The 23,351-nt window shown below is 54.8% G+C and carries 23 protein-coding genes and 1 other RNA gene; 11 read left to right on the top strand and 13 right to left on the bottom strand.

Annotation, left to right across the window (positions count from 1 at the left end; translation table 11 throughout):
- Window positions 1-294: 294 nt before the first annotated feature.
- The 6 genes from AB8B75_RS19260 to AB8B75_RS19235 all read right to left on the bottom strand — a co-directional run bounded on the left by AB8B75_RS19260 (window position 295) and on the right by AB8B75_RS19235 (window position 7,128).
- Window positions 295-2,715 carry an FAD-dependent oxidoreductase gene (locus AB8B75_RS19260; RefSeq protein WP_405364441.1) on the bottom strand — a complete coding sequence of 807 codons (2,421 nt, stop codon included), beginning with the start codon at window positions 2,713-2,715 and terminating at the stop codon, window positions 295-297.
- 256 nt (window positions 2,716-2,971) lie between these two features.
- Window positions 2,972-3,964, bottom strand: coding sequence for an acryloyl-CoA reductase (gene acuI / locus AB8B75_RS19255; RefSeq protein ID WP_405364440.1), 993 nt, complete (start codon window positions 3,962-3,964; stop codon window positions 2,972-2,974).
- A gap of 52 nt (window positions 3,965-4,016) precedes the next feature.
- Complete coding sequence (locus AB8B75_RS19250) at window positions 4,017-5,120, bottom strand: dimethylsulfoniopropionate demethylase (protein ID WP_405364439.1); 1,104 nt, start codon at window positions 5,118-5,120, stop codon at window positions 4,017-4,019.
- Between the two features lies 1 nt (window position 5,121).
- Window positions 5,122-5,604, bottom strand: a complete 483-nt coding sequence (locus AB8B75_RS19245) for a DinB family protein (protein ID WP_405364505.1) — start codon at window positions 5,602-5,604, stop codon at window positions 5,122-5,124.
- 23 nt (window positions 5,605-5,627) lie between these two features.
- Window positions 5,628-6,335 carry a DUF1326 domain-containing protein gene (locus AB8B75_RS19240; protein ID WP_405364438.1) on the bottom strand — a complete coding sequence of 236 codons (708 nt, stop codon included), beginning with the start codon at window positions 6,333-6,335 and terminating at the stop codon, window positions 5,628-5,630.
- Between the two features lie 4 nt (window positions 6,336-6,339).
- Window positions 6,340-7,128 (bottom strand): DUF2182 domain-containing protein, encoded by a 789-nt coding sequence (locus tag AB8B75_RS19235; RefSeq protein WP_405364437.1) that lies wholly within the window; start codon window positions 7,126-7,128, stop codon window positions 6,340-6,342.
- 73 nt (window positions 7,129-7,201) lie between these two features.
- Here AB8B75_RS19235 and AB8B75_RS19230 point away from each other — a divergent pair, with 73 nt between their 5' ends.
- Window positions 7,202-7,945, top strand: coding sequence for a FadR/GntR family transcriptional regulator (locus AB8B75_RS19230; RefSeq protein WP_405364436.1), 744 nt, complete (start codon window positions 7,202-7,204; stop codon window positions 7,943-7,945).
- Window positions 7,946-7,969: 24 nt separating this feature from the next.
- Here the strand turns inward: AB8B75_RS19230 and AB8B75_RS19225 are convergent, their stop codons facing one another.
- Window positions 7,970-8,491 carry a hypothetical protein gene (locus AB8B75_RS19225; protein WP_405364435.1) on the bottom strand — a complete coding sequence of 174 codons (522 nt, stop codon included), beginning with the start codon at window positions 8,489-8,491 and terminating at the stop codon, window positions 7,970-7,972.
- A 241-nt stretch (window positions 8,492-8,732) separates the two neighbouring features.
- Between AB8B75_RS19225 and AB8B75_RS19220 the strand changes: the two genes are divergently transcribed.
- The 6 genes from AB8B75_RS19220 (at window position 8,733) to AB8B75_RS19195 (ending at window position 12,900) form a co-directional block, all read left to right on the top strand.
- Entirely contained in the window at window positions 8,733-9,083 is a 351-nt protein-coding gene (locus AB8B75_RS19220) for a DUF4345 family protein (RefSeq protein WP_405364434.1), read from the top strand.
- 171 nt (window positions 9,084-9,254) lie between these two features.
- Window positions 9,255-9,603: a transfer-messenger RNA gene (ssrA, locus tag AB8B75_RS19215) on the top strand.
- 87 nt (window positions 9,604-9,690) lie between these two features.
- Window positions 9,691-10,116 (top strand): hypothetical protein, encoded by a 426-nt coding sequence (locus tag AB8B75_RS19210; protein WP_405364433.1) that lies wholly within the window; start codon window positions 9,691-9,693, stop codon window positions 10,114-10,116.
- Between the two features lie 126 nt (window positions 10,117-10,242).
- Window positions 10,243-11,049 carry a chromate resistance protein ChrB domain-containing protein gene (locus tag AB8B75_RS19205; protein ID WP_405364432.1) on the top strand — a complete coding sequence of 269 codons (807 nt, stop codon included), beginning with the start codon at window positions 10,243-10,245 and terminating at the stop codon, window positions 11,047-11,049.
- Window positions 11,046-12,293, top strand: a complete 1,248-nt coding sequence (gene chrA, locus AB8B75_RS19200; RefSeq protein WP_405364431.1) for a chromate efflux transporter — start codon at window positions 11,046-11,048, stop codon at window positions 12,291-12,293. The genes AB8B75_RS19205 and chrA overlap by 4 nt, the downstream gene beginning before the upstream one ends.
- Before the next feature lie 91 nt (window positions 12,294-12,384).
- Window positions 12,385-12,900 (top strand): SspB family protein, encoded by a 516-nt coding sequence (locus AB8B75_RS19195; RefSeq protein ID WP_405364430.1) that lies wholly within the window; start codon window positions 12,385-12,387, stop codon window positions 12,898-12,900.
- A gap of 33 nt (window positions 12,901-12,933) precedes the next feature.
- Here AB8B75_RS19195 and AB8B75_RS19190 read toward each other — a convergent pair whose 3' ends face one another.
- Window positions 12,934-13,488 carry a hypothetical protein gene (locus AB8B75_RS19190; protein WP_405364429.1) on the bottom strand — a complete coding sequence of 185 codons (555 nt, stop codon included), beginning with the start codon at window positions 13,486-13,488 and terminating at the stop codon, window positions 12,934-12,936.
- Between the two features lie 182 nt (window positions 13,489-13,670).
- On the opposite strand from AB8B75_RS19190, the gene fumC reads away from it, so the two are divergent.
- The 3 genes from fumC to AB8B75_RS19175 are packed head-to-tail and all read left to right on the top strand — an operon-like array spanning window position 13,671 to window position 15,462.
- Window positions 13,671-15,062 carry a class II fumarate hydratase gene (fumC, locus tag AB8B75_RS19185; protein WP_405364428.1) on the top strand — a complete coding sequence of 464 codons (1,392 nt, stop codon included), beginning with the start codon at window positions 13,671-13,673 and terminating at the stop codon, window positions 15,060-15,062.
- Window positions 15,059-15,235 (top strand): DUF4169 family protein, encoded by a 177-nt coding sequence (locus AB8B75_RS19180; RefSeq protein WP_405364427.1) that lies wholly within the window; start codon window positions 15,059-15,061, stop codon window positions 15,233-15,235. Before fumC ends, AB8B75_RS19180 begins: the two co-directional genes overlap by 4 nt.
- Window positions 15,232-15,462: a ribbon-helix-helix domain-containing protein gene (locus tag AB8B75_RS19175; RefSeq protein ID WP_405364426.1), complete on the top strand. Its 231-nt coding sequence runs from the start codon at window positions 15,232-15,234 to the stop codon at window positions 15,460-15,462. Before AB8B75_RS19180 ends, AB8B75_RS19175 begins: the two co-directional genes overlap by 4 nt.
- On the opposite strand, the gene AB8B75_RS19170 is transcribed toward AB8B75_RS19175, so the two are convergent.
- The 4 genes from AB8B75_RS19170 to AB8B75_RS19155 all read right to left on the bottom strand — a co-directional run bounded on the left by AB8B75_RS19170 (window position 15,459) and on the right by AB8B75_RS19155 (window position 19,831).
- Window positions 15,459-16,349 carry a fructose bisphosphate aldolase gene (locus AB8B75_RS19170; protein WP_405364425.1) on the bottom strand — a complete coding sequence of 297 codons (891 nt, stop codon included), beginning with the start codon at window positions 16,347-16,349 and terminating at the stop codon, window positions 15,459-15,461. The genes AB8B75_RS19175 and AB8B75_RS19170 overlap by 4 nt on opposite strands.
- 69 nt (window positions 16,350-16,418) lie before the next feature.
- Window positions 16,419-17,771: a cytochrome P450 gene (locus AB8B75_RS19165; protein WP_405364424.1), complete on the bottom strand. Its 1,353-nt coding sequence runs from the start codon at window positions 17,769-17,771 to the stop codon at window positions 16,419-16,421.
- Window positions 17,768-19,021 (bottom strand): hypothetical protein, encoded by a 1,254-nt coding sequence (locus tag AB8B75_RS19160; protein WP_405364423.1) that lies wholly within the window; start codon window positions 19,019-19,021, stop codon window positions 17,768-17,770. Before AB8B75_RS19160 ends, AB8B75_RS19165 begins: the two co-directional genes overlap by 4 nt.
- Window positions 19,022-19,078: 57 nt before the next feature.
- Window positions 19,079-19,831, bottom strand: a complete 753-nt coding sequence (locus AB8B75_RS19155) for a cytochrome c biogenesis CcdA family protein (RefSeq protein ID WP_405364422.1) — start codon at window positions 19,829-19,831, stop codon at window positions 19,079-19,081.
- 92 nt (window positions 19,832-19,923) lie between these two features.
- On the opposite strand from AB8B75_RS19155, the gene AB8B75_RS19150 reads away from it, so the two are divergent.
- Window positions 19,924-20,154, top strand: coding sequence for a sulfurtransferase TusA family protein (locus AB8B75_RS19150; protein WP_405364504.1), 231 nt, complete (start codon window positions 19,924-19,926; stop codon window positions 20,152-20,154).
- 56 nt (window positions 20,155-20,210) lie between these two features.
- Here the strand turns inward: AB8B75_RS19150 and AB8B75_RS19145 are convergent, their stop codons facing one another.
- Window positions 20,211-22,976, bottom strand: a complete 2,766-nt coding sequence (locus AB8B75_RS19145; RefSeq protein ID WP_405364421.1) for an Rne/Rng family ribonuclease — start codon at window positions 22,974-22,976, stop codon at window positions 20,211-20,213.
- Window positions 22,977-23,351: the final 375 nt, after the last annotated feature.

Here is a 23,351-nt window from a genome sequence, read left to right as displayed (position 1 = left end):
GCAAATTGCACACACTGCTGTGCTTTGATCAACTGTTTTGCAAACCACGGCAGGCCGCTTTGCAAACCTTTTTCTTCCGTTGCTTTGTCTGTGTCGAAAGTAGTTTAGTTTTCATCAACGGCGCAAACTTGGCGCCCTGCCAAGCACACGAAGCATATCGGTGGGCAGGTACGTGGCGGAGTGGCACGACCATTTGAGAAGATCGAGGTTCATGGGCAATCTGTTTCGGTCGAACGACTGATCCACTTACGCAGTCGCAATCTTGTTTCGTCGGGGTCGCGTTGGACATTCACCTCAAGCCCGAAGGCGCTTTCCCGACGGATCAAACGGCGGTTCGTGCAAAATGCGCGCCTTGTGCGGTTGTCCCAGGACCATCACTTCGACCGTATCGCCCGCAACTGCTCCTTTCACAAAACCGAGGGCCAGGCTCATGCCAACGGTGTGGCCATATGCCCCCGATGTGACCCGCCCTATTCCTTTGCCATCCTTGAAGATCGGCTCACCTCCGCTGGCGTCTGCGTTGGAGGTGTTCGTGTCCGAGGAGTCCAATGCCAGTAAAACAAGACGCTCACGCGGCTCGTTTGCCATTGTTTCCACCACGGCCGCTTTGTTCAAAAAAGCCTTATCCATTTTGCACAATCGATCCAAACCCACCTCTTGAGGCCAATACTCGGGCGAGTATTCGCGGCTCCACGACCCGTAGCCCTTTTCGATCCGCAAGCTCATCAATGCCCGCGACCCTACGAGGCTAGCGCCAAAATCCTTGCCCGATTTCAGCAGGGCTTCCAACAAACGGACCTGGTCATTGGCTGCGCAATGCAACTCCCACCCCAGATCTCCGGTAAAAGACACCCGCAACGCCAGCACGCGTATGTGCGCCAGCTCAATCCAATTCGACTGCATGAACGGGAAATCAACCGTCGAGAGCGAGGTATCTGTAAGACCTTGAAGCAGATCACGTGACTTTGGTCCCGCAACGTTAAATCCGCAAAACGCATCGGTCATACTCTCGAAATGCGTGCCTGCAGGCAGCGGTACGGCATTGAAGAAACGCTTGTGATAACGCTCCGCCATGCCGGACCCAATAATCCAGAATTCTTCCTCGCCAAGTCGCGTTACCGTAAAATCACCTGCAATCCCGCCGCGTTTGCCAATCAGGGGCGTCAGGCAGGACCGCCCGACATGCTTGGGCATGTGGTTTGCAAATATGCTATTCAACCAGGTTTCTGCTCCTGAACCTTTGCAAATGTATTTGGCGAAGTTTGCAATATCGATGATGCCCGCGTTTTCGCGCAGCATTTTGCATTCCCGGCCCACAGGTTTCCACCAGTTCTGACGGGTAAAGCCATCTGTGTCCTCGGCACCCGGCGCGTCGGAATACCACAAAGGGTGTTCCCAGCCGTAGGAAAGGCCAAAAACTGCTCCGTGTTCTTTTTGGATGTCGTAGGCGCTCCGTTTGCGTATAGGGCGACCTGCCGCGCGTTCTTCATTCGGGAAATGAATTTTGAATCTATTGGCGTATTGGTCCCCGACCCGCGCCTTGGTAAAGGCCTTGTCCGCCCAAGACCCAAATCGCGCCATATCCCATGCAAACATGTCATACCGGGTTTCGCCCGTCACAATCCAATCTGCCGCCAAGAGCCCCATGCCACCCGATTGGGAAAACCCAGGGATAATCCCGTTGCAACAGAAATAGTTCGATAACTCAGGCACAGGTCCGAACAGAACATTACTGTCAGGGGACCAGATCATTGGCCCATTGATCACCCTTTTTATGCCCGCAGTGCCAACAACCGGAACCCGGTCGATGGCGCGCATCATGTTCTCTTCGATACGCTCCAGATCATCGGCGAAAAGTTCATGCCCGAAACCCTGCGGCGTTCCCTCTTCAGCCCAAAAGCGGAGATCTTTCTCATAGGCACCAACCAGCAGACCCTGACCCTCCTGTCGCAGATAGTATTCCCCGTCGCGGTCCGCCACAGAAGGCAATCGCCGATCCAGTGATTCAATTTCCGCAATGGTTTCGGTGACGAAGTACTGATGCTCGGTCGGCTGCAATGGCAATTCAATCCCTGCCAAAGCCGCCACTTCTCGACCCCAGAGACCTGCAGCATTGATCACCCATTCGGTCGCGATATCGCCTTTGGGCGTGCGAACGATCCATGTCCCATCCGGTTGAGGGTCAGTACCTGTTACCGGACAAAACCGGATGATTTCCGCACCGTTCTGGCGTGCGCCGGCCGCGTAGGCATTGGTTACACCCGACGGGTCCACATTGCCGCCGTCCGGCTCCCACATGATGCAACGGACACCATCGAAATCCACCAAAGGGTGCAAGCGTTCTGCCTCATCACGGCTGACTTCATGAAAATTCATGCCGTAGAGTTTGGCCTTAGCAGCTTGAAGACGGAGTTGATGTTCCCGTTCGATCGTCTGCGCCAGATAGAGAGACCCTGGTTGAAAAACCCCGCAGCTTTGCCCCGTCTCTGCTTCCAACCCCTTGTAAAGGTTCATGGTGTAGTGCTGGATGCGGCTGATGTTCGTACTGTCGTGCAAACCGTGTATGTTGGCCGCCGCGTGCCAGGTTGAACCCGAGGTCAATTCATCGCGTTCCAGCAAGACTACATCGGTCCAACCCATTTTAGTAAGGTGATACAAAATGGAACAACCGATGACGCCGCCCCCGATGACGACGGCCTGAGCATGTGTACGCATGAGGAAAGGTCCTGTTTGGGTGTCCTGCCGGGCATATTGACCCAGAGAACGGCCGTCAGTTTGCGCATTCGCGACATGATCCGTCGCATGCGCACAACACAAGCGATTTCATGATATGACGCAAAATGGATTGAACAGCGACGCGAGACGCACACAAACCAATTTTTTCCAGCAGCAAGTCCCAAATACAAACCGACCGCAAAAAGCGAGCGCTGCACTTAGTACAGGCTCCCTTGAATGGTAAAAACTGTCCGGCTTAGGCGGTTACATCCACAACCACCCGGCCCTTGACCTGACCTTTGAGAATGTCACTGCCAAGTGTCGGCAAATCTGGGAGCGTGGCCAGCACAACCATCGCTTCGAGTTTGTCCATTGGCAAATCGGACGCGATACGCTGCCAGGCGCGGACTCGATTGCCGTAGGGTTGCATCACAGAATCAATGCCCAACAAATTGACCCCACGCAATAGAAACGGAATAACAGTCGCTGGTAGTCCCGCTCCTCCTGCAAGGCCTACAGCCGCGACCGACGCGCCGTATTTCATCTGACCGAGGACGCGGGCCAGCATCGCGCCGCCCACGGCATCCACGCACCCTGCCCAGGTTTCCGCTTCAAGCGGGCGTTTGACGGTTTCGTTGATCTCCTCACGCGCCACGATTTGCGACGCGCCCAGTCCTTTGAGGTAGTCTGACGTTTCCGGACGCCCGGTCACACCAGCAACTTCGTGCCCCAAGGCAGCCAGCAATGCCACCGCAACCGAGCCCACACCGCCCGCGGCACCTGTGACCAGCACAGGACCGTCTCCGGGTTTCAAACCATGATCTTCAAGAGCCATGACTGACAGCATTGCCGTGAAACCGGCAGTGCCAACCGCCATGGCCGCCCGCGTATCAAGCCCCTCCGGCAAAGGCACCAGCCAATCTGCCTTGACCCGTGCCTTTTGCGCATAGCCGCCCCAATGCGCTTCTCCGACGCGCCAACCGGTCAGAACCACCTTGTCGCCAACTTTGTAGCGCGCATCGTCAGAAGCTTCGACTGTCCCGGCAAAATCAATTCCCGGTATGTGCGGATAGTTGCGCACCAAGCCACCGCCTGGCCCAATGCATAATCCGTCCTTGTAATTGACCGTCGAGTATTCGACCGAAACCGTGACGTCTCCGGCGGGCAATTGATCTAACGTCATGTCTTGGACTGCGGCAGAGGTCTTGCCGGTTTCTTCGTCCTTGTTCACCACAAGTGCCTTGAACATCTCTGTCTCCATTCCGGGGCAATTCCCCTGTTCTGAAAGTATTACTGTTTTGCTACGCCCAAAAGCCTGGTTGCACCGTGGCCACACGCATGCCGTCAGGTGTTTCACATTCCAGTTTGGTGCCACTGTCCCAATGGGTCATCCGCACCATGCCGATGGCCACATTGGTGCTGAAATCGGGACTCCAGATCGCCGATGTGATCTGCCCGACGCGGCGACCGCCACCAAAAAGCGGCCAGACCCGATCGCAGGGCGGCACCGCATCGCCGTCAATTGCGATGGCCTGCACCTGTTGCACCGGGCCTTCCTTGGCTACGCGCAATAATGCGTCCCGTCCGATACAACCAATTGCCGTTTGCGTATCACAAAACCGGCCAAGCCCGCATTCATGCGGCGTGTTGTCATCTGTCATGTCGTTGCCATAGGACAGCAATCCGCCCTCGATCCGTTCAATCGCATTGGGACACCCTGCCCGTACGTTCAGATCTTCGCCTGCAGCGAAAAGCGCATTCCAAATTGGCATCGCCAGATCACCACTTGGTACGTAGATCTCATAGCCGCCTTGTTTGGAATAGCCCGATCGCGCAATGACCAGATCCCGACCCTGAAATTCGAAAAGACCAAAGCGAAAAAAGCGGACTTCACGAACAGATTCTCCGAAAACCCGAGCCATAAGTTCTTCGGCCTTTGGACCTTGCACGGCTAATGGCGAGACATCAGGCTCATCCACCAATACATCCAACCTGTAGCCGTTGGCGATGCCTTTGACCCAAAACAACAAGTCACTGTCGGCAATCGATATCCACCAACGGTCTTCAGCCAGTTTCACGGCAACCGGATCGTTCAGCATACCCCCGGTTTCATCCACAATCGGCACGTAGAAGCATCGCCCCGGCAACATGCTGCGCAGATCGCGCGGGGTCAGCATCTGCATCAGGCGCGCGGCATCCGGACCCCGCAATTCGACCTGGCGCTCCACAGAAACGTCCCAGACCTGAACATGGTTTTTGAGATGATGGTAGTCTGCCTCGACACTCTCAAACACTGTCGCCAAGAGCATGTGGTTGTACACGGTGTAAGATTTGACGCCGGCCGCCTCGACACCCTCCGAAAAATGGGTGCGCCGCAACCTGCGCGAAGGAGAAATTAGCGCCATTTCAGGCATCCTTTGGCATGAGAAGAAGGTCGCTCACCGGTGCCTTGTGGCCTGCTGCAGTGAGCATGGCGTGAATCTGGCCACGGTGATGGGTTTGGTGGTTGAAAAAATGAACGATGCTGGTGTCGACGGAGGTGGTTATTTCACGTCCGAACATTCCTGAGAAATAAGTCAGGTCACCTTTGAGATCCAATGCGCGCAACCCATCTGCCCAGAGCCGGATTTTACCATCCATGCGGAAGCGATCCGCGCCCCAGGATTGAATGGTCGGGTGCAGTTCGGTACTTTGCTCTGCCCCCACGGAGGGGGCGGGCACTGAGGGATCAAAACGGCTTAGCCAAATAGTATCGCCCCACAAAAGGTGATTTGCCGTAGCCATGATACTCTTGAAAAACGCGCCTCGATCTTTGTCTAACTCTGCTTGAGGCATCGCTTCAAGTATCAACGTCAATTGATTGTTCTGCCAAGTATTATACCTTGCCATTGTTCGAACGTAGGCCGGGTCGATCACGGTTTGGGACCTTTCCAATCGATCGGGCAGATCTCGGCGGACTTGCCGCCAAAGTCCCAGACACGGCCATAATCACGCACCCGACTTTTCAGACCGGTGGCCGCAATGATGTCCGCCCCCATCCAATACTTGGAATTGCTTACCATAACGGGATGTTCCGGATCTTTGCCAGCCAGCATTTCAATCTCACCCTGAATTTTGCGACCAATCATGATTGAACGGCGATTGCCCTCTCTTACGATCTCGACCGGGGCGCGTTCGGCACCTATGATCTCACTTACCAATGCGGTAAAAAGACCCGTTGTCCCGCCCGCAGCTCCACTGAAGATCTGCAAGATACCGTTATAGGCCTTGCCTGTCGCGCGTTCGTCCACATAAGCGGCAACTTTCCAGTTCCCCTCGCCCATACGCCCGGGAATATCCACCAGAAGGCCAATGTTCAGACCACTCAGATCCTCGCCCTCGTAGTGGCCCTCATCAATGGCAATCGCCATCCATGCATGGCAATGCCCTTCGGTCGGCGGGTGTGCGCCCAGGCTGACCACGCAGGGGCAGAACACGGTGCAGGAACAGTTGAGAAACAACTCGCCCTTGATCACCCAGTCCGTGGGCGTCGACTGCCGCCGTTTCGGGTTTGGCATCCGCTGATCGATCCGCTGGCTGATCGGCAGCTTATCGGCATCGGCGCGTTTATTCTTAGCCATGATCTTATCCTCCCATCAACAGAGGCCAGCCCATGACCGCGAGACCCGCGAGACACAAGGCAAAGCCCATTGGTTTCGTTACATAATGTCCAATTTGCGGCAGCTTCTCGAGAACCATAAACAGCGTGGCCATCCCCATCCACGCGAGGCTCATCACGCCGCCAACAAAGCCCAGTGCCATGAAACCCCAGCAGCAGGCAACACAGAAAGCACCCAGACCCAGACCCATCCGCAAACCGCCAGCGAAACCCGTCCGCCAGTGCCCTAGAAAATACATCGCTGGCGCGTGGCAGACACCGTGGCATATTTCCTTGGCGCGGGTAAATTGAAAGAGCCCCACAGCCAATAGCAATCCGCCCGCAAACCACGGCGATTTAGCGATGCCCAACATGTCCACCACACCACCAAATAGCAAGACAAGCTGCAGTCCGGAGATCAACGCCGCAAACCCCACCCAAACGATGAAATAGCCAAGCAGCACGCCCAGCCAGCCTGCGCGCGTGCCATTGGCGCTGATCATCAGGTCTTCGTAAGCGCGCAGGGTCGGCACAAGGGTCGGCAACATCATCGCCGCCATCATGATCGCCCACATCCAGAAAAGCGGCCCAAAACGGGCCATAGGCATATACATCGGCATACGCGGGTCCATCGCCGCCATGCGCGCGCCCATCTCCCCAGGACGGCCCAGCAGGTCCAGATCCATATCCATGCTCATGACATACATCACCCACCACGCCGCCAGAATGGCAGCGAAAAAACCGAGCCAGAGGGTGGATCGCAAAATACCGTGCACCAGGTGAGTCCTTATTCCTTGCCAATCAAATGCCAGACAATTAGAAATCGAGCAAACATTAAATGTAAGACATATGAAAATTGATCCTGACAGCCCCGCTGATCTTTCTGCCCAAATCGCCGCCGCGATCCGGGACGCAATTGTCGGGGGCTCTCTGATCGTCGACGAACGCCTGCCCTCAGAGGCGGAGCTTTCGGAGCAATTCGAAGTGTCGCGACCCACCGTGCGCGAGGCGCTGAAACGTTTGGCGGCTCAGTCTCTGATCCGCACACAGCGCGGCGCGACAGGTGGCGCATTCGTCAACCGTTTGAGTTTCGAGGACGCCTACCCTCAGCAGATCACCACATCGACTCTGTTGTTGAGCATGAATGCAGTCAGCTTCAGCACAGCCTGCGAAGCCCGCTATGCATTGGAACGCGCCTGTGCACCTCTGTCTGCGGCCCGCCGGACGGCGGATCATCTGGCCACGATGCGCGCGGAAATCCACCGTCAAAGCCAACCGGGACTGACAGACGAGGCCTTTTGTGCGTCTGACGTCGCCTTTCATCGCGCCTTGGTGGATGGCACCGGAAATCCGGTGCTGAGCTACCAGCTTGCCGGGGCCGTGGAGGCGATGCAGCCCCTTATGAACATGATCACATTCACCGCCCGCGATCGGGCCAGAATTGTAAGTCTGCACACGAATGTTACCGATGCGTTGGAAGCACAGGACGGAGCCGCCACCAGTGCGGCCCTGTCGGCTCTCGAAACAGAAACTCAAAAGCTTGCGGCCAGTGTCTTTGCCAAACGTTCCCGGCAATCGTCGATCAATACGTAATGCTCCCTTCGCTCGGACAACGGGTCACTTCCCGTCTGATTTGCCCATTTTCGATAAAGGTGTAAGCACGCCACGAATGGCTTCAGGGATTTCGTGGAACAGAGCGGCACCGCCCGCCAGAAGCCCTGCGGTCAGAAAGATGTCCGCGCCGCGAAACGCGACGCTTGTAAAAAAGTGATCACCAGGGGTCGCCATGGTTTCAAGCAGCCTGAACCCGGCGAGCGCCAATATCACACCAATGGCAAAACCCGCCTTGGTCGCATACGCGTTCGCCCGTTCCTTTGACTGCTCAGCGGCGACTTTGATCTGCCCCTCCAACTTTGGCATGTCAGTGCGGAGCGCGCCGTTGCGACCCGTCGCGTTCAAAAACACCTCCACCGATCGCTCGATCAAAACTGCCAAAACGCCAAGGTACTGCAACTGCGTCAACACATCGGCTACACCATCCACCTTCCAGGTAATCCCACTTGCAATGCGCGTACTGACAAAACCAATGATCAGGATAGCCACTGCTAACCATAGAATTTTCTGAACACGTTCAAACACTTATATCCCCTCCCTGTCGCACTATTTCCAGTGCAGTCGATCCCGCAGTGCTTGTGCAACGCTTCCAGTCGACCCACCAACCTACGAGAGAATTCATACCATGATTTATGGTTGTGCCGTCAAAAGTAATCTTTCGGACGACGATTAGGCGATTGGTCCTTACGGTGGAGCTTGCAACGATACACATGAATTTCCATCAAAGCATTGCAGATTTCACGCGCGCAGCTATCTACATGATAATATGGATATTTTAAATTTCTCAGCGACTTTACTTACGATTGGTTTCGGTCTCTTCGGTTTTCTTGCGCCGCGCTACACAGCTTCGGCACTTGATCTAGCACCCACGCATTCCACAATGGGATTATCCGAAATGCGTGCCTCCGTCGGTGGACTTTTTGTGGTGGCGGGCTGTGCGGCCTTGTGGATTGACGAGCCGGTTGCCTATGCGATGCTAGGGTTTGCCTTTGTCGGGGCCGCATTAGGCAGGGTTCTGTCCTTGTTTTTTGATCATCCCCCACGGAAAAAAGTGCTTTTGTTCGGCGGCATCGAAGCCGTGCTGGCGGCGTCATTTTTGATTGCCAATCCGTTGTGATGAGCAAGTAGCACCTTGATGTCCTTATATCAGAATGACCAGTTTTCCTTTTGTTATAAATATATTGCTTAACCTAGATTAGGTAATACTTTAATAAATACACGTTACTTTATGATATTAAATTTATTTCCTGCTTTGTCCTTCATTCGAAATTAAATCTAACTCACCTTCCCCCTTGAGAAATCAATGCCAGTGCCTTATGTCTTCCTTGTCCCTCGGGACTATGAACATAAACGCGCTCGTAATAAGCGGATCGGACCCGGGGGCGGTACCCGGCGACTCCACCAAATATCCTTCATTTGAGGATCATGGGGTCGAAACAGGATCGACGAACGTCTAAAGGGGTTTGCTTTGTTTCGGCTGTCTGCTACCGTTATCGGCGAAATATGTACAATTGCAAATGACAATCGTGCTCCAGTAGCAATGGCCGCGTAAGCGACCGGAGATACTGAAATCTAAGTCCTTTCGCTTTGCAGCGACTGGCGGGGTTCGCAGGCACCTGGCAACAGAAGCCTGCACTTTTCACAAAATCCTCTTAATGAAACTTGTTAAGCCTTTCGAAACAGCCCTGTCGTTAAGATGTTTTCGAACACCCAAGGGGATTGTTTTGACCAAGGCTGAAATACTGGACCGGTGGTACAAAGACGTCTGGGAGGATGGCAAACTTGACGTCATCGAGGATTATTTCATTCCCGAGGAAGACATGGAACACACTGCAGCCAACTTCCGCATTGTACCGAGCGAAATACGAGAATGGGTCAGTATTTTGCGAAGCTTTGTCACCGACATCAAAGTAAAAATGCTACACAGCATTGAAGACGATGAATGGCTAAGCGCCATGTTGGAAATCAAATGCACAAACGCCGCCACCGGTGCGCCAGTGAAAGTCTACCAACAAATCATGCTGCGCTTTGAAGGGAATCTCAAAGCGGAAAGCTATCCTGCTTTCGATTTCATTCGATTTTTTGAACAACTCGGACAATTGCCGGAAGACACCCATGCTCTTTTGCTCAGCGGAACCAGGCTGCACTGAGTCCATTCTCCTGTTGACGATCTCCACTCTTTCATGTCACCCCTTGCTGTATGGGGATTTCGCGATCGCCCCGTGAGGCTCTGGCCCAAGTATCGCATCCTGTTTTGACGACATAAGGATGCACCCATGGCTGATTTTGCCTCGATAAACCCAATTTCTTTGATGCGCTTGATCGGAACGCCGCAAGCTCCGATCGTGATCGACGTTTGCGTTGATGCGGATTTTGAAGATGACCCATATTTGATCCCGACGGCGCGCAGATGCCCACACCGCTCCATCGATAAACTGGCTCCTGACCTTGTCGGCAAACATGTGGTCATCGCCTGCAAAAAGGGCCTGAAGCTTGGTCACGGTGCCGCCGCCCTTCTTCGGAATTTTGGTGTTCGCGCAGAAGCCCTTGAGGGAGGAAATGTGGCATGGCGGGCCGCCGATTTGCCGAGGGTAAGGGCCGATCGTCTTCCTGCGCAAGGTAGTGGCACGCAGTGGGTCACCCGTTGGCGCCCCAAAATCGATCGGATCGCCTGCCCCTGGCTGATCAGGCGCTTTTTGGATCCAAAAGCACAATTCCTCTTTGTGCCCGCGTCCGAGGTCAACGCTGTTGCCGAAAGATTCGACGCAGTCGCCTATGATGTGCCTGGTTCTCCCTGGACCCACCATGGACCTTTGTGCACATTCGACGCGATGGTCGATGGTTTCGGGTTGCAAACACCTGCCTTGAACGCGATGGCCAAGGTCATCCGGGGCGCGGATACCAATGATCATACTCTCGCGCCGGAATGCGCCGGTCTTTTGGCGCTTTCGGTCGGATTATCGCGCGGCCATCGCGACGACCTGGCGCAACTGGAGGCTGGCATGGTCCTCTATGACGCCCTGTATCGCTGGGCGCGGGACGGGCAAAACGAGTCCCATGACTGGCAGGAGGTACCTGCGTGACAGTTCCCTCTACTCATGAGCTGATCCGTGTTTTCGGGCGCATTGGCCTGCTGTCATTTGGCGGTCCGGCAGCGCAAATCGCGCTCATGCACCGTGAGTTGGTCGAGACAAGAGACTGGCTGACTGAACAGGGGTTTTTGCGGGCCCTGTCACTATGCATGTTACTACCAGGCCCAGAGGCCATGCAGCTTGCGACCTATGCAGGCTGGCGTTTGCACGGGATCAAGGGGGGGTTGATCGCCGGGTTGTTATTCGTTGTTCCCGGCGCGTTGATCATTTTGCTACTGGCCTTGGGCTATGCCCTCTATGGACAGGTGCCCTTGGTACAAGCCGCCTTTGTCGGGGTGAAAGCCGCAGTCATTATCATTGTTCTTCAGGCCCTTCTCAAAGTCGCCCGCAAAGCCTTGACGACCCACCATGCCTGGATCCTGGCGAGTGCTGCATTTCTGGCTCTCTTCGTCTTTGGTCTACCTTTTCCCCTCATCATCGTGGGTGCCGCAACCTATGGCGCATTCCTACGAAACACCTCCGCAACGCCACTTACAATCTCCACACAAACAGCACCCAGCACTCTGATCACACTGGTTATTTGGGGCAGCCTTTGGGTCCTGCCAATCGCAGTTCTATGGCTCACTGACCAAACATTCCTGACCCAAATTGCACTCTTTTTCTCCAGGCTAGCAATTGTCACCTTTGGCGGTGCTTACGCGGTTCTGGCTTATATGACCCAGACTGTTGTTCAGGACTTCGGCTGGATCACCACAGCACAGATGATGGATGCACTGGGTCTGGCGGAAACGACACCTGGCCCACTGATCCTTGTGACTGAATTTGTTGCGCTGATGGCAGGCTTTGCGCAGGGCGGTATTGGTCTGGCTCTTTCAGCAGGGGCAGTTGCGCTATGGGTAACATTCACGCCGTGCTTTTTATGGATATTCTTGGCGGGCCCTTACCTTGACGTCATCTCCGCCAAACCAAGGCTCTCTTCAGCACTTTCAGCGATCACTGCTAGTGTCGTCGGCGTCATTTTGAACCTCGCAATCTGGTTCGCAATTCACCTGCTGTTTGCACAGATCAGCACGGCAAACAGCCTTGCGGTGCCTGTTCCCGAGATCACATCCCTGGATTTAAAGGCTGTGAGCCTGACAATTCTGGCAGCGGGTCTTTTGCTGGGATTGAAACGCGGCATGGTAGAAACGCTTGGTATTATGGCCCTGGCGGGCCTTATGGTGAGTCTGATCTAAAAGGCTGACAGATTCCGTGCGCAGCCTCTTTCTTCTGCCCGGGAATCGGCTATGGTTTGAGAACCCAACCCAGACAGCTCAGAGGAACACGATGAGCCGCAGTATCGATTATGGCAACCTGATGCATGAGGCTATGCGCGGCCTTATCAAGAATGTTCTTGAGGATGTATCCGCCAACGGACTGCCCGGTGCTCATCACTTTTTTATCACCTTCGACACCAGTCACCCAGACGCCGAACTGGCGGATTGGCTGTCCGACCGGTATCCCGGTGAAATGACTGTGGTCATGCAGCATTGGTATGAAAATCTCGAGGTTGGTGTTGACGGATTTTCCGTCACATTGAATTTCGGCGATGCACCTGAGCCATTGTACATCCCCTACGATGCCATCAAGACATTTGTTGACCCGTCAATAGAGTTTGGTCTGCGCTTTGAGACTCAAGACGGCAGCGAGGTCTCCGCGCCTTCTACCGAACTCGCAACCTTGCCGAAGACACCGGTTCCTGCCGTTACGCCGACAGAAAAGTCCGAGAACGTTTTGGAAGAGACAGAAAAAGATGATGGAAAAGACGCTGAGGTCGTCTCTTTGGACAGCTTCCGCAAGTAGATCGGCCAGCAACGGACCCTCTGTGCTTCCAGTCTATTCCTTCCTCAAAAAGGTCGAGACCGTGCGCTGTATTTCGCCATTTCGGACGCTTTGGTATTCCAGCTTTAAGCCGCCATCAGCCAGAGTCCGGTTGAACTGTTGGATTTCGTAGCCGCCGTCTTCAGCCACAAAAAGTGAATACACACTGAGCGTTTCCCCATCTATGCGGCTCCAGACATAGGGTTCGCCCTTCATCGGGTCCAGTTGCACGTCATGGCCAAACACATTGCGTTTCATTGCAGAGGCGTAGACATCGCCGCGATCCGAAGGCACAAATTCAATCGAATATGATTTGGCTTTGCTGGACCCGTCCGGACGATACGTTGTCGATGTCCAGTTTACTTTGAACCCATCATCCGTCTCAAATATTTCGACGTTCATGTCGCGCTGCCGTTGACTGCCATCTGCAGAGGTCACGGCGGCTGAGCCTTCGTAACTCCCGACGAAACGTGAGATATCCGCCAGAGCCACGTTGACAGTTGTCAAAATGCCGACCACCAGCACAACCTGAAAAACGAACCATCTGATCGCCCGGTCAGTTAGTACCATTGGAAGCTGTCCTTTTGACGTCGCTGTCTTGCGTTTCATTGGGGTCGAAACGAACATTCGCTTGTTTCAAGATAACACCATACCCGATCTATTCAATGATGGTTTGCATTTGCACACGCACATGTTGTGCCTCAGCAGTTGCAGGGATACACCTTAGGCAGCTCAAAAACATGGAAGACATCATGGCTCAGACTCGCACCGAAACCGACAGCTTTGGCCCCTTGGAAGTTCCCGCAGAAAAATACTGGGGTGCGCAGACGCAACGATCCATCATCAACTTCCCCATTGGTTGGGAAAAACAACCCGTAGCGATCGTACGTGCGTTAGGTGTGATTAAGCAAGCCTGCGCTCAAGCCAATATCGCCTTGGGAAAGCTCGATGCAACACGCGGCGACGCGATTGTGGAGGCCGCAGGCGAGGTGGTTGCGGGCAAATTTGACGATAATTTCCCGCTTGTGGTCTGGCAGACCGGGTCCGGCACCCAATCGAACATGAACGCCAACGAGGTCATCGCCAATCGTGCAATTGAAATCCTGGGCGGCGTGATTGGATCAAAAGATCCGGTGCACCCAAATGACCATTGCAACATGGGACAGTCTTCCAACGACACTTTCCCTACTGCCATGCACATCGCCAGCGCGATGACGGCAAGGGATGTTCTGTTGCCCGGATTGGAAAAACTGCATGCCGCTCTACAATCTAAAGTCGAAGAATTCGATGGGATTATCAAAATCGGGCGTACCCATACACAGGATGCGACGCCGCTGACATTGAGCCAAGAATTCTCTGGCTATACGCATCAGGTTGCAATGGGCATCCAGAGGATCAAGGACGCATTGGGCCGTATTTATGAGTTGGCGCAGGGCGGCACGGCAGTTGGCACAGGGCTCAACACCCCAAAAGGCTGGGACGTCACGGTCGCAGCGAATATGGCCGACATTACCGGCCTGCCCTTTATCACCGCGCCGAACAAGTTCGAGGCCTTGGCTGCCCATGATGCAATGGTCGAAATCTCAGGCGCTTTGAAAACCGTGGCAGCCTCGCTGTTCAAAATCGCGAACGACATCCGATTGTTGGGGTCCGGACCCCGATGCGGTCTTGGTGAACTGGTTCTGCCGGAGAATGAACCAGGGTCATCGATCATGCCCGGAAAGGTCAATCCAACACAATGTGAGGCGCTTACGCAGGTCTGCGCACATGTTTTTGGCAACGACGCTGCCGTTGGGTTTGCCGGGTCGCAAGGGCACTTTGAGTTAAATGTCTACAAGCCAATGATGGCTTATAACGTGTTGCAATCCATGCAATTACTGGGGGATGCAGCGTCCGCCTTTACCGATAATCTGGTGGTCGGTTTAAAAGCCGACCCGGACCGGATAGAACGCCTGATGCGCGAGTCGTTAATGCTGGTGACCGCACTGGCCCCGGAAATCGGCTATGACAACGCAACCAAAGTCGCCAAAACGGCCCACAATAACGGCACGACTCTCAAAGAAGATGCCATTGCTCTTGGGTTTGTCGACGCTGAGACCTTCGAGCGTGTGGTACGCCCTGAAAACATGATCGGACCCAAATGAGTTCACCAATCAACCTCAACAAGGCCAGAAAAGAACGCAACCGGACTTCGCGCAAGGCTCAGGCGGATGAAAACGCCGTCAGCTTTGGCCAAACCAAAACCCAAAAAGAGTTGCTTAAAGCCAAGGCCCAAAAAATATCGCGCAATCTGGACGCGCATAAACGAGAGACATGAGCGGGCGACCTGCAAAACATTCGGTGACCTTGAAGGGTCACCGTACGTCGGTTTCGCTTGAGGATGAATTCTGGCAGGCTTTCCGCGAGATGGCATTTGAGAAACAAAGGCCGATCAACGATTTAATCGCCGAAATTGATGTAGATCGCGGCGACACAATGGGTCTGGCATCCGCGATCCGTCTCTATGTATTGCGCAACTTGCAGGAGCGTTTGGCGGGCTCTTAGATCGACGCGCGGTAAATCTTGTCAATGTTACCACCGAGAGCGGCCCCGAACTCCGCATCCGACATTTTCACGTTCAAACCCTCTGTCAAAGCGCGGCTGAAACTCGCGATCATATGTTTGTTGTGGGACAGTTTCTCGGAAGCGACGTCAGTTGAGTACCCACCCGACAGTGCCACGACCCGCAGTACACGCGGATGTGCTGCCAAGCCATCATAAAGACCGGGTTTGTTGGGTAGTGTCAGCTTAAGCATAACATCAACGCCTTCCTCCAACATATCGAGATGCTTTTCAATTTCAGCTTCCAGCATGTTTTCGGCTTCGGCTTTTGTTTCGGAGTGAATGTTAACTTCGGGCTCCAGTATTGGCACAAGACCTGCAGCGATAACGGTGCGCGCGACATCAAACTGCTGTGCCACAATATCGGCCACGCCTTTTGCGTTGGCCTCGTTGATCACGGAGCGTTCCTTGGTGCCAAAAATCCCTTTGGACTTGGCGTCGGCCAGCAATTCTTCAAGACCGGGCATCGGTTTCAACAGCTGAACACCGTCGGCCTGATCTTCCAACCCTTTGTCGATTTTCAGAAAAGGCACAATGCCGCGGTCTTGCCACAAAAGTTCTGCCACCGGTTTGTCATTGATGGTGTCATGCATCGTGCGCTCAAACAGAATCGCACCAATAACTTTCGTGCTGGTGAAATCGTCAGCAAGAATAATCCGGGCGCGCATATCATGCATCGCGGCAAACATTTCGGCATCGCCAGAATAGTCTGAAGGTTCAACACCATAGAGGCTCAAGGCTTTTGGGGTAGATCCCCCTGACTGATCTAAAGCTGCGACAAACCCCGCACCAGATTGCATTTGTTCGCGCATCGCATTGTGGTCTGACATATGTGATTTATCCTTGTGATTCCGGCTCTTGGGCAATCTTTAAAACAGGCGGACGCAAGATGGTACATGTTAGCGCCGGACAATGCGCAACCAAATGCCATCCTGCGACCGGACTGTGAGGTGAGCGACCGGAACAGGCGGCGCATGACCGGTCAACTCAACACGTAGATCGCGCAAGATAAAGGCCAGCATCATGACCCCTTCCATCATGGCAAATCCTGCGCCGGGGCAGACACGCGGCCCGGCACTGAACGGCAAATACGCATCCCGTGCGCAGGTCTTGCCGTTCTCAGTGTCCCACCGTGTCGGATCAAAAGCATCCGGTGCGTCCCAAAGACGGGTTTGCCGGTGCAGATGCCACGGGCTCAGCACCACCTGCGCCCCTTTTTTGACACTGCGGTTTCGAAAAACCTCTGGTTTTTGCGTCTCTCGCACCATCATCGGGACAGGCGGATAGAGCCTCAGAGTTTCGCGAAAGACGTCTCTCGTCACTTTCAGCTTTGACATTTGACCAAAATCACGCAGATCCACAGACCGGGCTTCGTCGGCGACGCGTCTCTGCCATTCCGGGTGAAGCGCCAGAAGATAAAGAGCCCACGCCAAGGCAGATGCGCTTGTCTCATGCCCGGCCAGAAAAAAAATCGCCACCTGATCTACCATTTCGCCCAGGTCGAAAACCATACCCGTCTCGGGATCGCGCGTTGTCATGATCTTGGTAGCAAGGTCATTTGGTGCCGTTCCTGCGTCGATCTCTGCTTGACGCGTCTGCGTAAGTCCCTGGATCAACGCGCGAATATGTGCTGCACTCTGACGGGTCCGGCGCCTATAGCCGCGCGGCATCCACTGCGGCAACGGTACAAAAGCGGAGAGGTTCAAGATTGGCTGGCTGCGCTGGTATGTCTTGAAGGCCTGAAAAACATCCTGCGCGACATGGGCCTCGATCGGCATGGAAAACAGGGTCCGAAAGATCACATCGGCCGCTGCATGGCTTGTCTCGGACTCGATCTCAACGTCTTGATCCATGCGGTTCAGCAACCGTGCCACCGTGGTTTCCGAGGCATCACAGATCGACGGGAAGCTCTGGCGCAGGCGACCGCCTTCGAATGCCGGGTCAATGATGCGCCTTTGACGCTCCCAATGATCCCCATTGGTCAGGAATACAGAGTTCCCCAGCAAGGGCCGCAACCCCGACCCAACACGGTTGGATTTGGGAAAATCCCTGGGTCGCTCTTTCAAAACCGTTTTGATCAAGTCGGGATCATTGATCATGTAACTGCGAAAAAAAGGTGTGCGGAACTCGGCCATCCAAGCCCGGTAGAGCCGTTCAGGTTGTGAGGAAAGGATGTCACGCCGGAACAGACGCAGGTAGCGCCAGAATGTCACCTTCTCCGCGCGGCTGGACGGTTTGGGTGGAAGTGTCATGACGCGGTGGCGGTGAATTTGGTCACGGAGCGGGTGATACGGGACGGCGATTGCGGCCTGCCCTTGTAGCGCTCTGCCAGGGTCAAAGCGCCACCTGTGATCTGGAAGTAGTCATAGTCTTTTGGCTGATCGAACGCACAAAGATACTGAAAATGAAGTCTGAAAAATCGCCATCTGAGCGCGCGCCATCTCTCTGGCGAAAGGCTTTGGGTGAAGGCCGCAGACATCACCAGAGGCGACTGTTTTTGCGGTGTGGTCTGACCGGAAACTCCGACAGGATCACATAAGGCAAAGGAACATCCATCCCCCGGGGCCGTCACATCCACCCATGTGAGGTCACTGCGGGTAGACAGAAACCGCAAGTCACGCCTCAATTCATCTGCGGCTGGCAAAAATGACACCATGGGGACCACATGACCAAGAGACAGAAAGCTCAATGCCGACTTTTGAGCGGCATCGGTTTGACGCATAACTTGCGCAAGCGCCGTCACCGCCAAATGCGCGCCCGATGAATGGCCTACAACCAGAACTTCATCCACTTCCGTTTCCAAGGCCGCCGAAATCTGATCGGAAAAAATCTTCAAACGTTCAGAGAGTTGATCTGGATAAGCGCCCAGTTTGGATGCGCTGTAGGCAAAATCAAGCATCAGGTAATGGGCGAAGACTTTACCGTCATGCTTTTGAAACATGCGCAGTATCCAGACCGCGCCGAGTATGGCAACGCCATATACCAAGACCTCCACCGTACTTCTCGCAACCCAACCGAAGGCGACAAGCCCATCGTTCGCGAGGGCCAATGCGACTTTGGAAACCCACCAAGTCAAACCAACCGAACCCGCCAGTTGCAATAGCAGCACCAGAACCGGGTAAAACGCCGCAATGACAGGCCCCTTGCGCAATCGCATCAGGCGCCAAATCGCACCTGTCGAGAAGTAGACCCATGCGGTTCGCACCATAGCCCAATAAGTCATCCAGACCGCGCTGCCGAAACTGTCCTGCACGATGTCAGACCAGACCAGCACTTCGATCTCAGTCTCAGTAACCGCGCCATCGATCTCCATGTCGACACACCAGCCAAAGCCGTCGCCGGCAAGACCATGGGTCATCGACAGATGGTAACCGGACAAAGCTGCCTGAGACGCGCCTTCGCTGCGATAGAGCTCACGGTATCGGCGCGGTGGAAACGGGTCATACCCCGGAATGTAGAATACCTTGCGGCGCTTGACAGAAACTTCGGACGTGCTGCGCATGACCAGACCTTTTTCGCGCCCGGCAGCTTAGCAGGGGTTGAAAACAGTTTAAGTCGATCAGCCCAGCGTTGCCAAGGCCGGGAAACGCTCCAACAGCCACCACGAAAATGTTGTGAAGGCGCCCGTGACCAGTGCAAGACCCACTATGACCAACAATCCGCCCATCACCCGTTCAATCATTTTCATGTGCCGCTTGAGGCGGTTCATCAAACCAACGGCACGGGTAATGAACATCGCTGTCACTAGAAAGGGGATGCCCAAGCCCGCGGCATAGATCCCAAGAAGCAACGTCCCACGGCTGACTGAGGCCTCTGACGCCGCAAGCGACAGGATCGCCCCCAGTTGGGGGCCGATACAAGGCGTCCATCCGAAAGCGAAGGCCAGACCCAGTACATAGGCGCCAAAGCTTGATCCGCCTTTGTCGCCTGCATCCAAACGCGCTTCCTGGTCGAGAAAGGGAATGCGGAAAAGCCCCAGAAAATGTAGCCCGAAGACAATCACAACGAGCCCGGAGGCCTGCGCAAAGAGCACCTGATTTTGTAGGAAAAACGCCCCAAACACCGATGCGGTGAATCCGAGAATCAGAAAAACCGTGCTCAACCCAAGAACAAAACATAACGCGGCGATCACCGCGCGACGCCGTGCGACCGCCTCGCCGGACATTTCATTCAGGGTAACGCCGCTCATGTAAGCCAGATAGGGCGGCACGATGGGCAGTACACAAGGGCTTAGAAAGCTGATGATCCCCGCCAAAAGGGCCACAACCATGGCAGGGACGAGGCCTGCGTCGATGATCTCAATTCCAAACATCGCTCACTCCTAGCCCATAAGAATTGGCAGGTCACGCGACCCTTGGTCACAACCTTGTGGACAGACTGAAACATCACGCCTATCTGGAGCGTATGAGCGATGCCGAAAACACATTGGATGCCACCGGGCTGTTATGCCCCCTGCCCGTTCTCAAAGCACGTAAACGCCTGCAATCCCTGGCGTCAGGCGACACACTCACGGTGCACGCGGATGATCCTGCCGCGGTCATAGATGTGCCGCATTTCTGCGCAGAGGCGGGCCATACTCTGGTCAAGACGGACACAGACGGGTCTGTTCAGATTTATATTATCCGCAAGACCTAACCGCACAAAAAAGGCGCGCTCCGAGGCACGCCTTTTTCTTGATCAAAAACCTTGGTCTAACCGCCAAGAGACCACCACCCTCGACGTTTAGGTTTGGCTGGTTCCGGTTCCGCAGCAACAGGCTGCGCGGCCACCGGTTCCGCGGCTCTGGGTTCTGCAGCCACAGGTTCAGGTTCCGCGATTGGCTCTGGTTCTGGCGCTGCCGGTGTTTCGGGTACCGCAGCTTCGGGGACATTTTCAGGAGCAACAGAAACCTCCTCAGGAACAGTTTCTGCAGCCACAACCTTAGGCTTCTTGGCACGACTCGCACGCTTTGGTTTCGGTTTCGGTGCAGGTTCGGTATCCTCCGACGCGGCGGCCACGGTCTGTGTTTCAACCGCCTCGGCATCTTTGGGAGACGCATTTTCCGCTTCAGCCTTGGCCTTTGTGGACCGCGACCGACGCTTTGGCTTGGGTTTCTCTGCTTGAGGTTCTGGCGCCGCTTCGACAGCCGCTTCAGGGGTCGGTTGCGCCTCGGTTTGCGCATCAGCTCCGTGTTCGGCAGGTTGAGTTGGCTCGCTCGGTTGCGGCGTATTTTCCGCGTTTTCTGCTGTTTGTTCCCCGTCAGAGCCATTATTCTTGTTACGGCTGCGACGGCGACGGCGACGGCGGCGTTTGGGCTTGGTTTCACCCTCCCCCTCGTCGCTTGTGGGGCGCGATTGCTCCGACACTTGCGGCTCGGGGGCTTCCTCAGCTACAACTGATGCATCATCATCCGCATCCACCTGATCCATCAGAGATGTATCTACTGACACCACGTTCGATGATGCCACCGGCACAACACGGGTCGCTGTCTTGAACTTCTCAAGGCTGAAATCCGGGCTCACCAGCATGGGGTCCCCTTCGATTCGCACCGACAGTCCATAGCGCCCTTCGATCTGAGCGATATGTTCGCGCTTCTGGTTCATCAGGAAGTTGGCAATACCAACCGGCGCTCGAACAAGCACTTCACGTGACCGTTTGCGCGTGCCTTCCTCTTCGATCTGGCGCAAAATCGACAGCGCCAGATTGTCATCTGAGCGGATCAACCCGGTGCCATGGCAGGCCTGACAAGGCTGCGTCGTCGCCTCAATCATGCCCGGACGCAGACGCTGACGGGACATTTCCATCAACCCAAACCCGGAGATTCGGCCCACCTGGATACGCGCACGGTCAGTCTTGAGCTTGTCCTTCATGCGCTTTTCGACGGCAGCGTTGTTCTTGCGCTCGTCCATGTCGATAAAGTCAATTACGATCAGCCCGGCCAAATCCCGCAAACGCAATTGGCGCGCAACCTCATCAGCAGCTTCAAGGTTAGTCTTGGTGGCGGTTTGCTCAATCGACCCTTCCTTGGTGGCCCGGCCCGAGTTGACATCGATAGCGACGAGCGCTTCGGTCACGCCGATCACGATGTAGCCACCCGATGGCAGTTGTACGGTCGGATTGAACATACCCGCCAGGTAGCTTTCCACCTGATAGCGCGCAAAAAGCGGCAGGCTCTCCGCATAAAGTTTCACGTTCTTGGCATGACTAGGCATGATCATTTTCATGAAGTCCTTAGCGATGCGATAGCCACGCTCGCCTTCCACGAAAACCTCATCAATGTCACGGTTATAAAGGTCACGGATCGATCGTTTGATCAGATTGCCTTCTTCATAGATTTTTGCAGGCGCAACGGACTTCAGCGTCAGATCGCGGATCTGTTCCCACAAGCGCTGCAGATATTCATAATCGCGCTTGATCTCCGCCTTGGTGCGTTTTGCCCCGGCGGTACGAACAATCAACCCGGCGCCTTGTGGCACCTCGATCTCGTTGGCGATTTCCTTGAGCTTCTTGCGATCCACGGCATTGGTGATTTTCCGCGAAATGCCGCCGCCCCGCGCAGTATTCGGCATTAGCACGCAATAGCGACCGGCAAGGCTCAGGTAGGTGGTCAGAGCCGCGCCTTTATTGCCACGTTCTTCCTTGACGACCTGTACCAGCAGGATCTGCCTTACCTTGATGACTTCCTGAATCTTGTACCGACGCGGGCGTGGTTTACGCACTGGGCGGATGTCTTCATGGTCGTCTTCATCTGCTACAGATTCGATAGAATCATCTTTCGAGGATGCATCGGATTTGCGCGTTGGCGCATCGTCATCTTCGTCGTGCTCTTCATCAGCAGCGTCATCAGATGCGTCTGTCGTTTGATCGTCGGCAAGAGCCTCGACAGGAATGTCTTCATCCCGGGCAAGAGCTTCACCTGACGCTTCTTCACCATCCTGAATGGCATCAGTCTCAGGCGTGTCCAAAGGTTCTTCTACGGGTGTTTCGGCCACCCTCTCCATCGGAGAAGAGCCCTCTTCGTCATCAAGGTCGATGGTCTCCATGCCGCCGATCTGATCCGTATCTACATCACGGGATACGGTCGCATCTTCGCTGGTTGTTTCCGCCGCTTTGGACTTGGATCGACTGCGGCTGCGTGACCGACGCTTGGGTTTTTCGTCTTCATCTTCCTTGGCCTTTTGCGCTTCGGCCTCGGCGCGTTCTTCTTCCATCAAGGCCTGACGATCCGCAACAGGGATTTGATAATAGTCAGGATGAATTTCAGAGAACGCAAGGAACCCGTGACGATTGCCGCCATAGTCCACAAAAGCCGCCTGTAAAGACGGTTCGACCCGCGTTACTTTTGCAAGGTAGATGTTGCCAGCAAGCTGGCGTTTATTCTCGGATTCAAAGTCAAATTCCTCAACTTTGTTTCCGTCCACCACCACAACGCGAGTTTCCTCGGCGTGGGTGGCATCGATAAGCATTTTCTTAGCCATAGTTCCAATGTGCACAGCCGCGATTCCGCTGTCCCTGGAGGATCAGTCAGATGCGGATTATGTCTTGTCAGGGCGATCTGTGACGCACGGCGTTCCCGGCCCGAATGGGCCATGGCGTATCTGCTCAATGCATCTGCGCGCGTCATCGCGTTTCTTCTCCGACACGGGCGCGTCATAGCAGCCTCGTATCCATTATTTAGCTGAGTGTTTTGGGGCTCTTCGCCTTGTGCCACATCAGCAGTTCGTTGGCCGTTCCCGGCCCAATCGGCCTGCTTTGGTGGTGTGATACGTCCCACACCGCGCCCAAAGCAGCGAAACTCATAAAGAGACGATGCGTCAGCTTATGACGTGTCTCTACATTCTTAAATAATGCGA

Origin of the sequence: Roseobacter sp., from assembly GCF_045106495.1 — a bacterium.
GTDB lineage: Bacteria > Pseudomonadota > Alphaproteobacteria > Rhodobacterales > Rhodobacteraceae > Roseobacter.
The sequence above is the reverse complement of the archived record's forward strand: the minus strand, read 5'-3'. Positions and strand labels throughout refer to the sequence as shown.

Coding starts and splice junctions, on each gene's coding strand:
- AB8B75_RS19230 (WP_405364436.1), top strand. CDS start 7,202: ATGAAAATTGATCCTGACAGCCCCGCTGATCTTTCTGCCCAAATCGCC.
- AB8B75_RS19175 (WP_405364426.1), top strand. CDS start 15,232: ATGAGCGGGCGACCTGCAAAACATTCGGTGACCTTGAAGGGTCACCGT.
- AB8B75_RS19190 (WP_405364429.1), bottom strand. CDS start 13,488: ATGGTACTAACTGACCGGGCGATCAGATGGTTCGTTTTTCAGGTTGTG.
- AB8B75_RS19245 (WP_405364505.1), bottom strand. CDS start 5,604: ATGGCAAGGTATAATACTTGGCAGAACAATCAATTGACGTTGATACTT.
- AB8B75_RS19240 (WP_405364438.1), bottom strand. CDS start 6,335: ATGGCTAAGAATAAACGCGCCGATGCCGATAAGCTGCCGATCAGCCAG.
- AB8B75_RS19160 (WP_405364423.1), bottom strand. CDS start 19,021: ATGCGCAGCACGTCCGAAGTTTCTGTCAAGCGCCGCAAGGTATTCTAC.
- AB8B75_RS19165 (WP_405364424.1), bottom strand. CDS start 17,771: ATGACACTTCCACCCAAACCGTCCAGCCGCGCGGAGAAGGTGACATTC.
- fumC (WP_405364428.1), top strand. CDS start 13,671: ATGGCTCAGACTCGCACCGAAACCGACAGCTTTGGCCCCTTGGAAGTT.
- AB8B75_RS19180 (WP_405364427.1), top strand. CDS start 15,059: ATGAGTTCACCAATCAACCTCAACAAGGCCAGAAAAGAACGCAACCGG.
- AB8B75_RS19250 (WP_405364439.1), bottom strand. CDS start 5,120: ATGGCGCTAATTTCTCCTTCGCGCAGGTTGCGGCGCACCCATTTTTCG.
- AB8B75_RS19170 (WP_405364425.1), bottom strand. CDS start 16,349: ATGTCAGACCACAATGCGATGCGCGAACAAATGCAATCTGGTGCGGGG.
- AB8B75_RS19205 (WP_405364432.1), top strand. CDS start 10,243: ATGGCTGATTTTGCCTCGATAAACCCAATTTCTTTGATGCGCTTGATC.
- acuI (WP_405364440.1), bottom strand. CDS start 3,964: ATGTTCAAGGCACTTGTGGTGAACAAGGACGAAGAAACCGGCAAGACC.
- AB8B75_RS19145 (WP_405364421.1), bottom strand. CDS start 22,976: ATGGCTAAGAAAATGCTTATCGATGCCACCCACGCCGAGGAAACTCGC.
- AB8B75_RS19150 (WP_405364504.1), top strand. CDS start 19,924: ATGAGCGATGCCGAAAACACATTGGATGCCACCGGGCTGTTATGCCCC.
- AB8B75_RS19155 (WP_405364422.1), bottom strand. CDS start 19,831: ATGTTTGGAATTGAGATCATCGACGCAGGCCTCGTCCCTGCCATGGTT.
- AB8B75_RS19220 (WP_405364434.1), top strand. CDS start 8,733: ATGGATATTTTAAATTTCTCAGCGACTTTACTTACGATTGGTTTCGGT.
- AB8B75_RS19195 (WP_405364430.1), top strand. CDS start 12,385: ATGAGCCGCAGTATCGATTATGGCAACCTGATGCATGAGGCTATGCGC.
- AB8B75_RS19260 (WP_405364441.1), bottom strand. CDS start 2,715: ATGCGTACACATGCTCAGGCCGTCGTCATCGGGGGCGGCGTCATCGGT.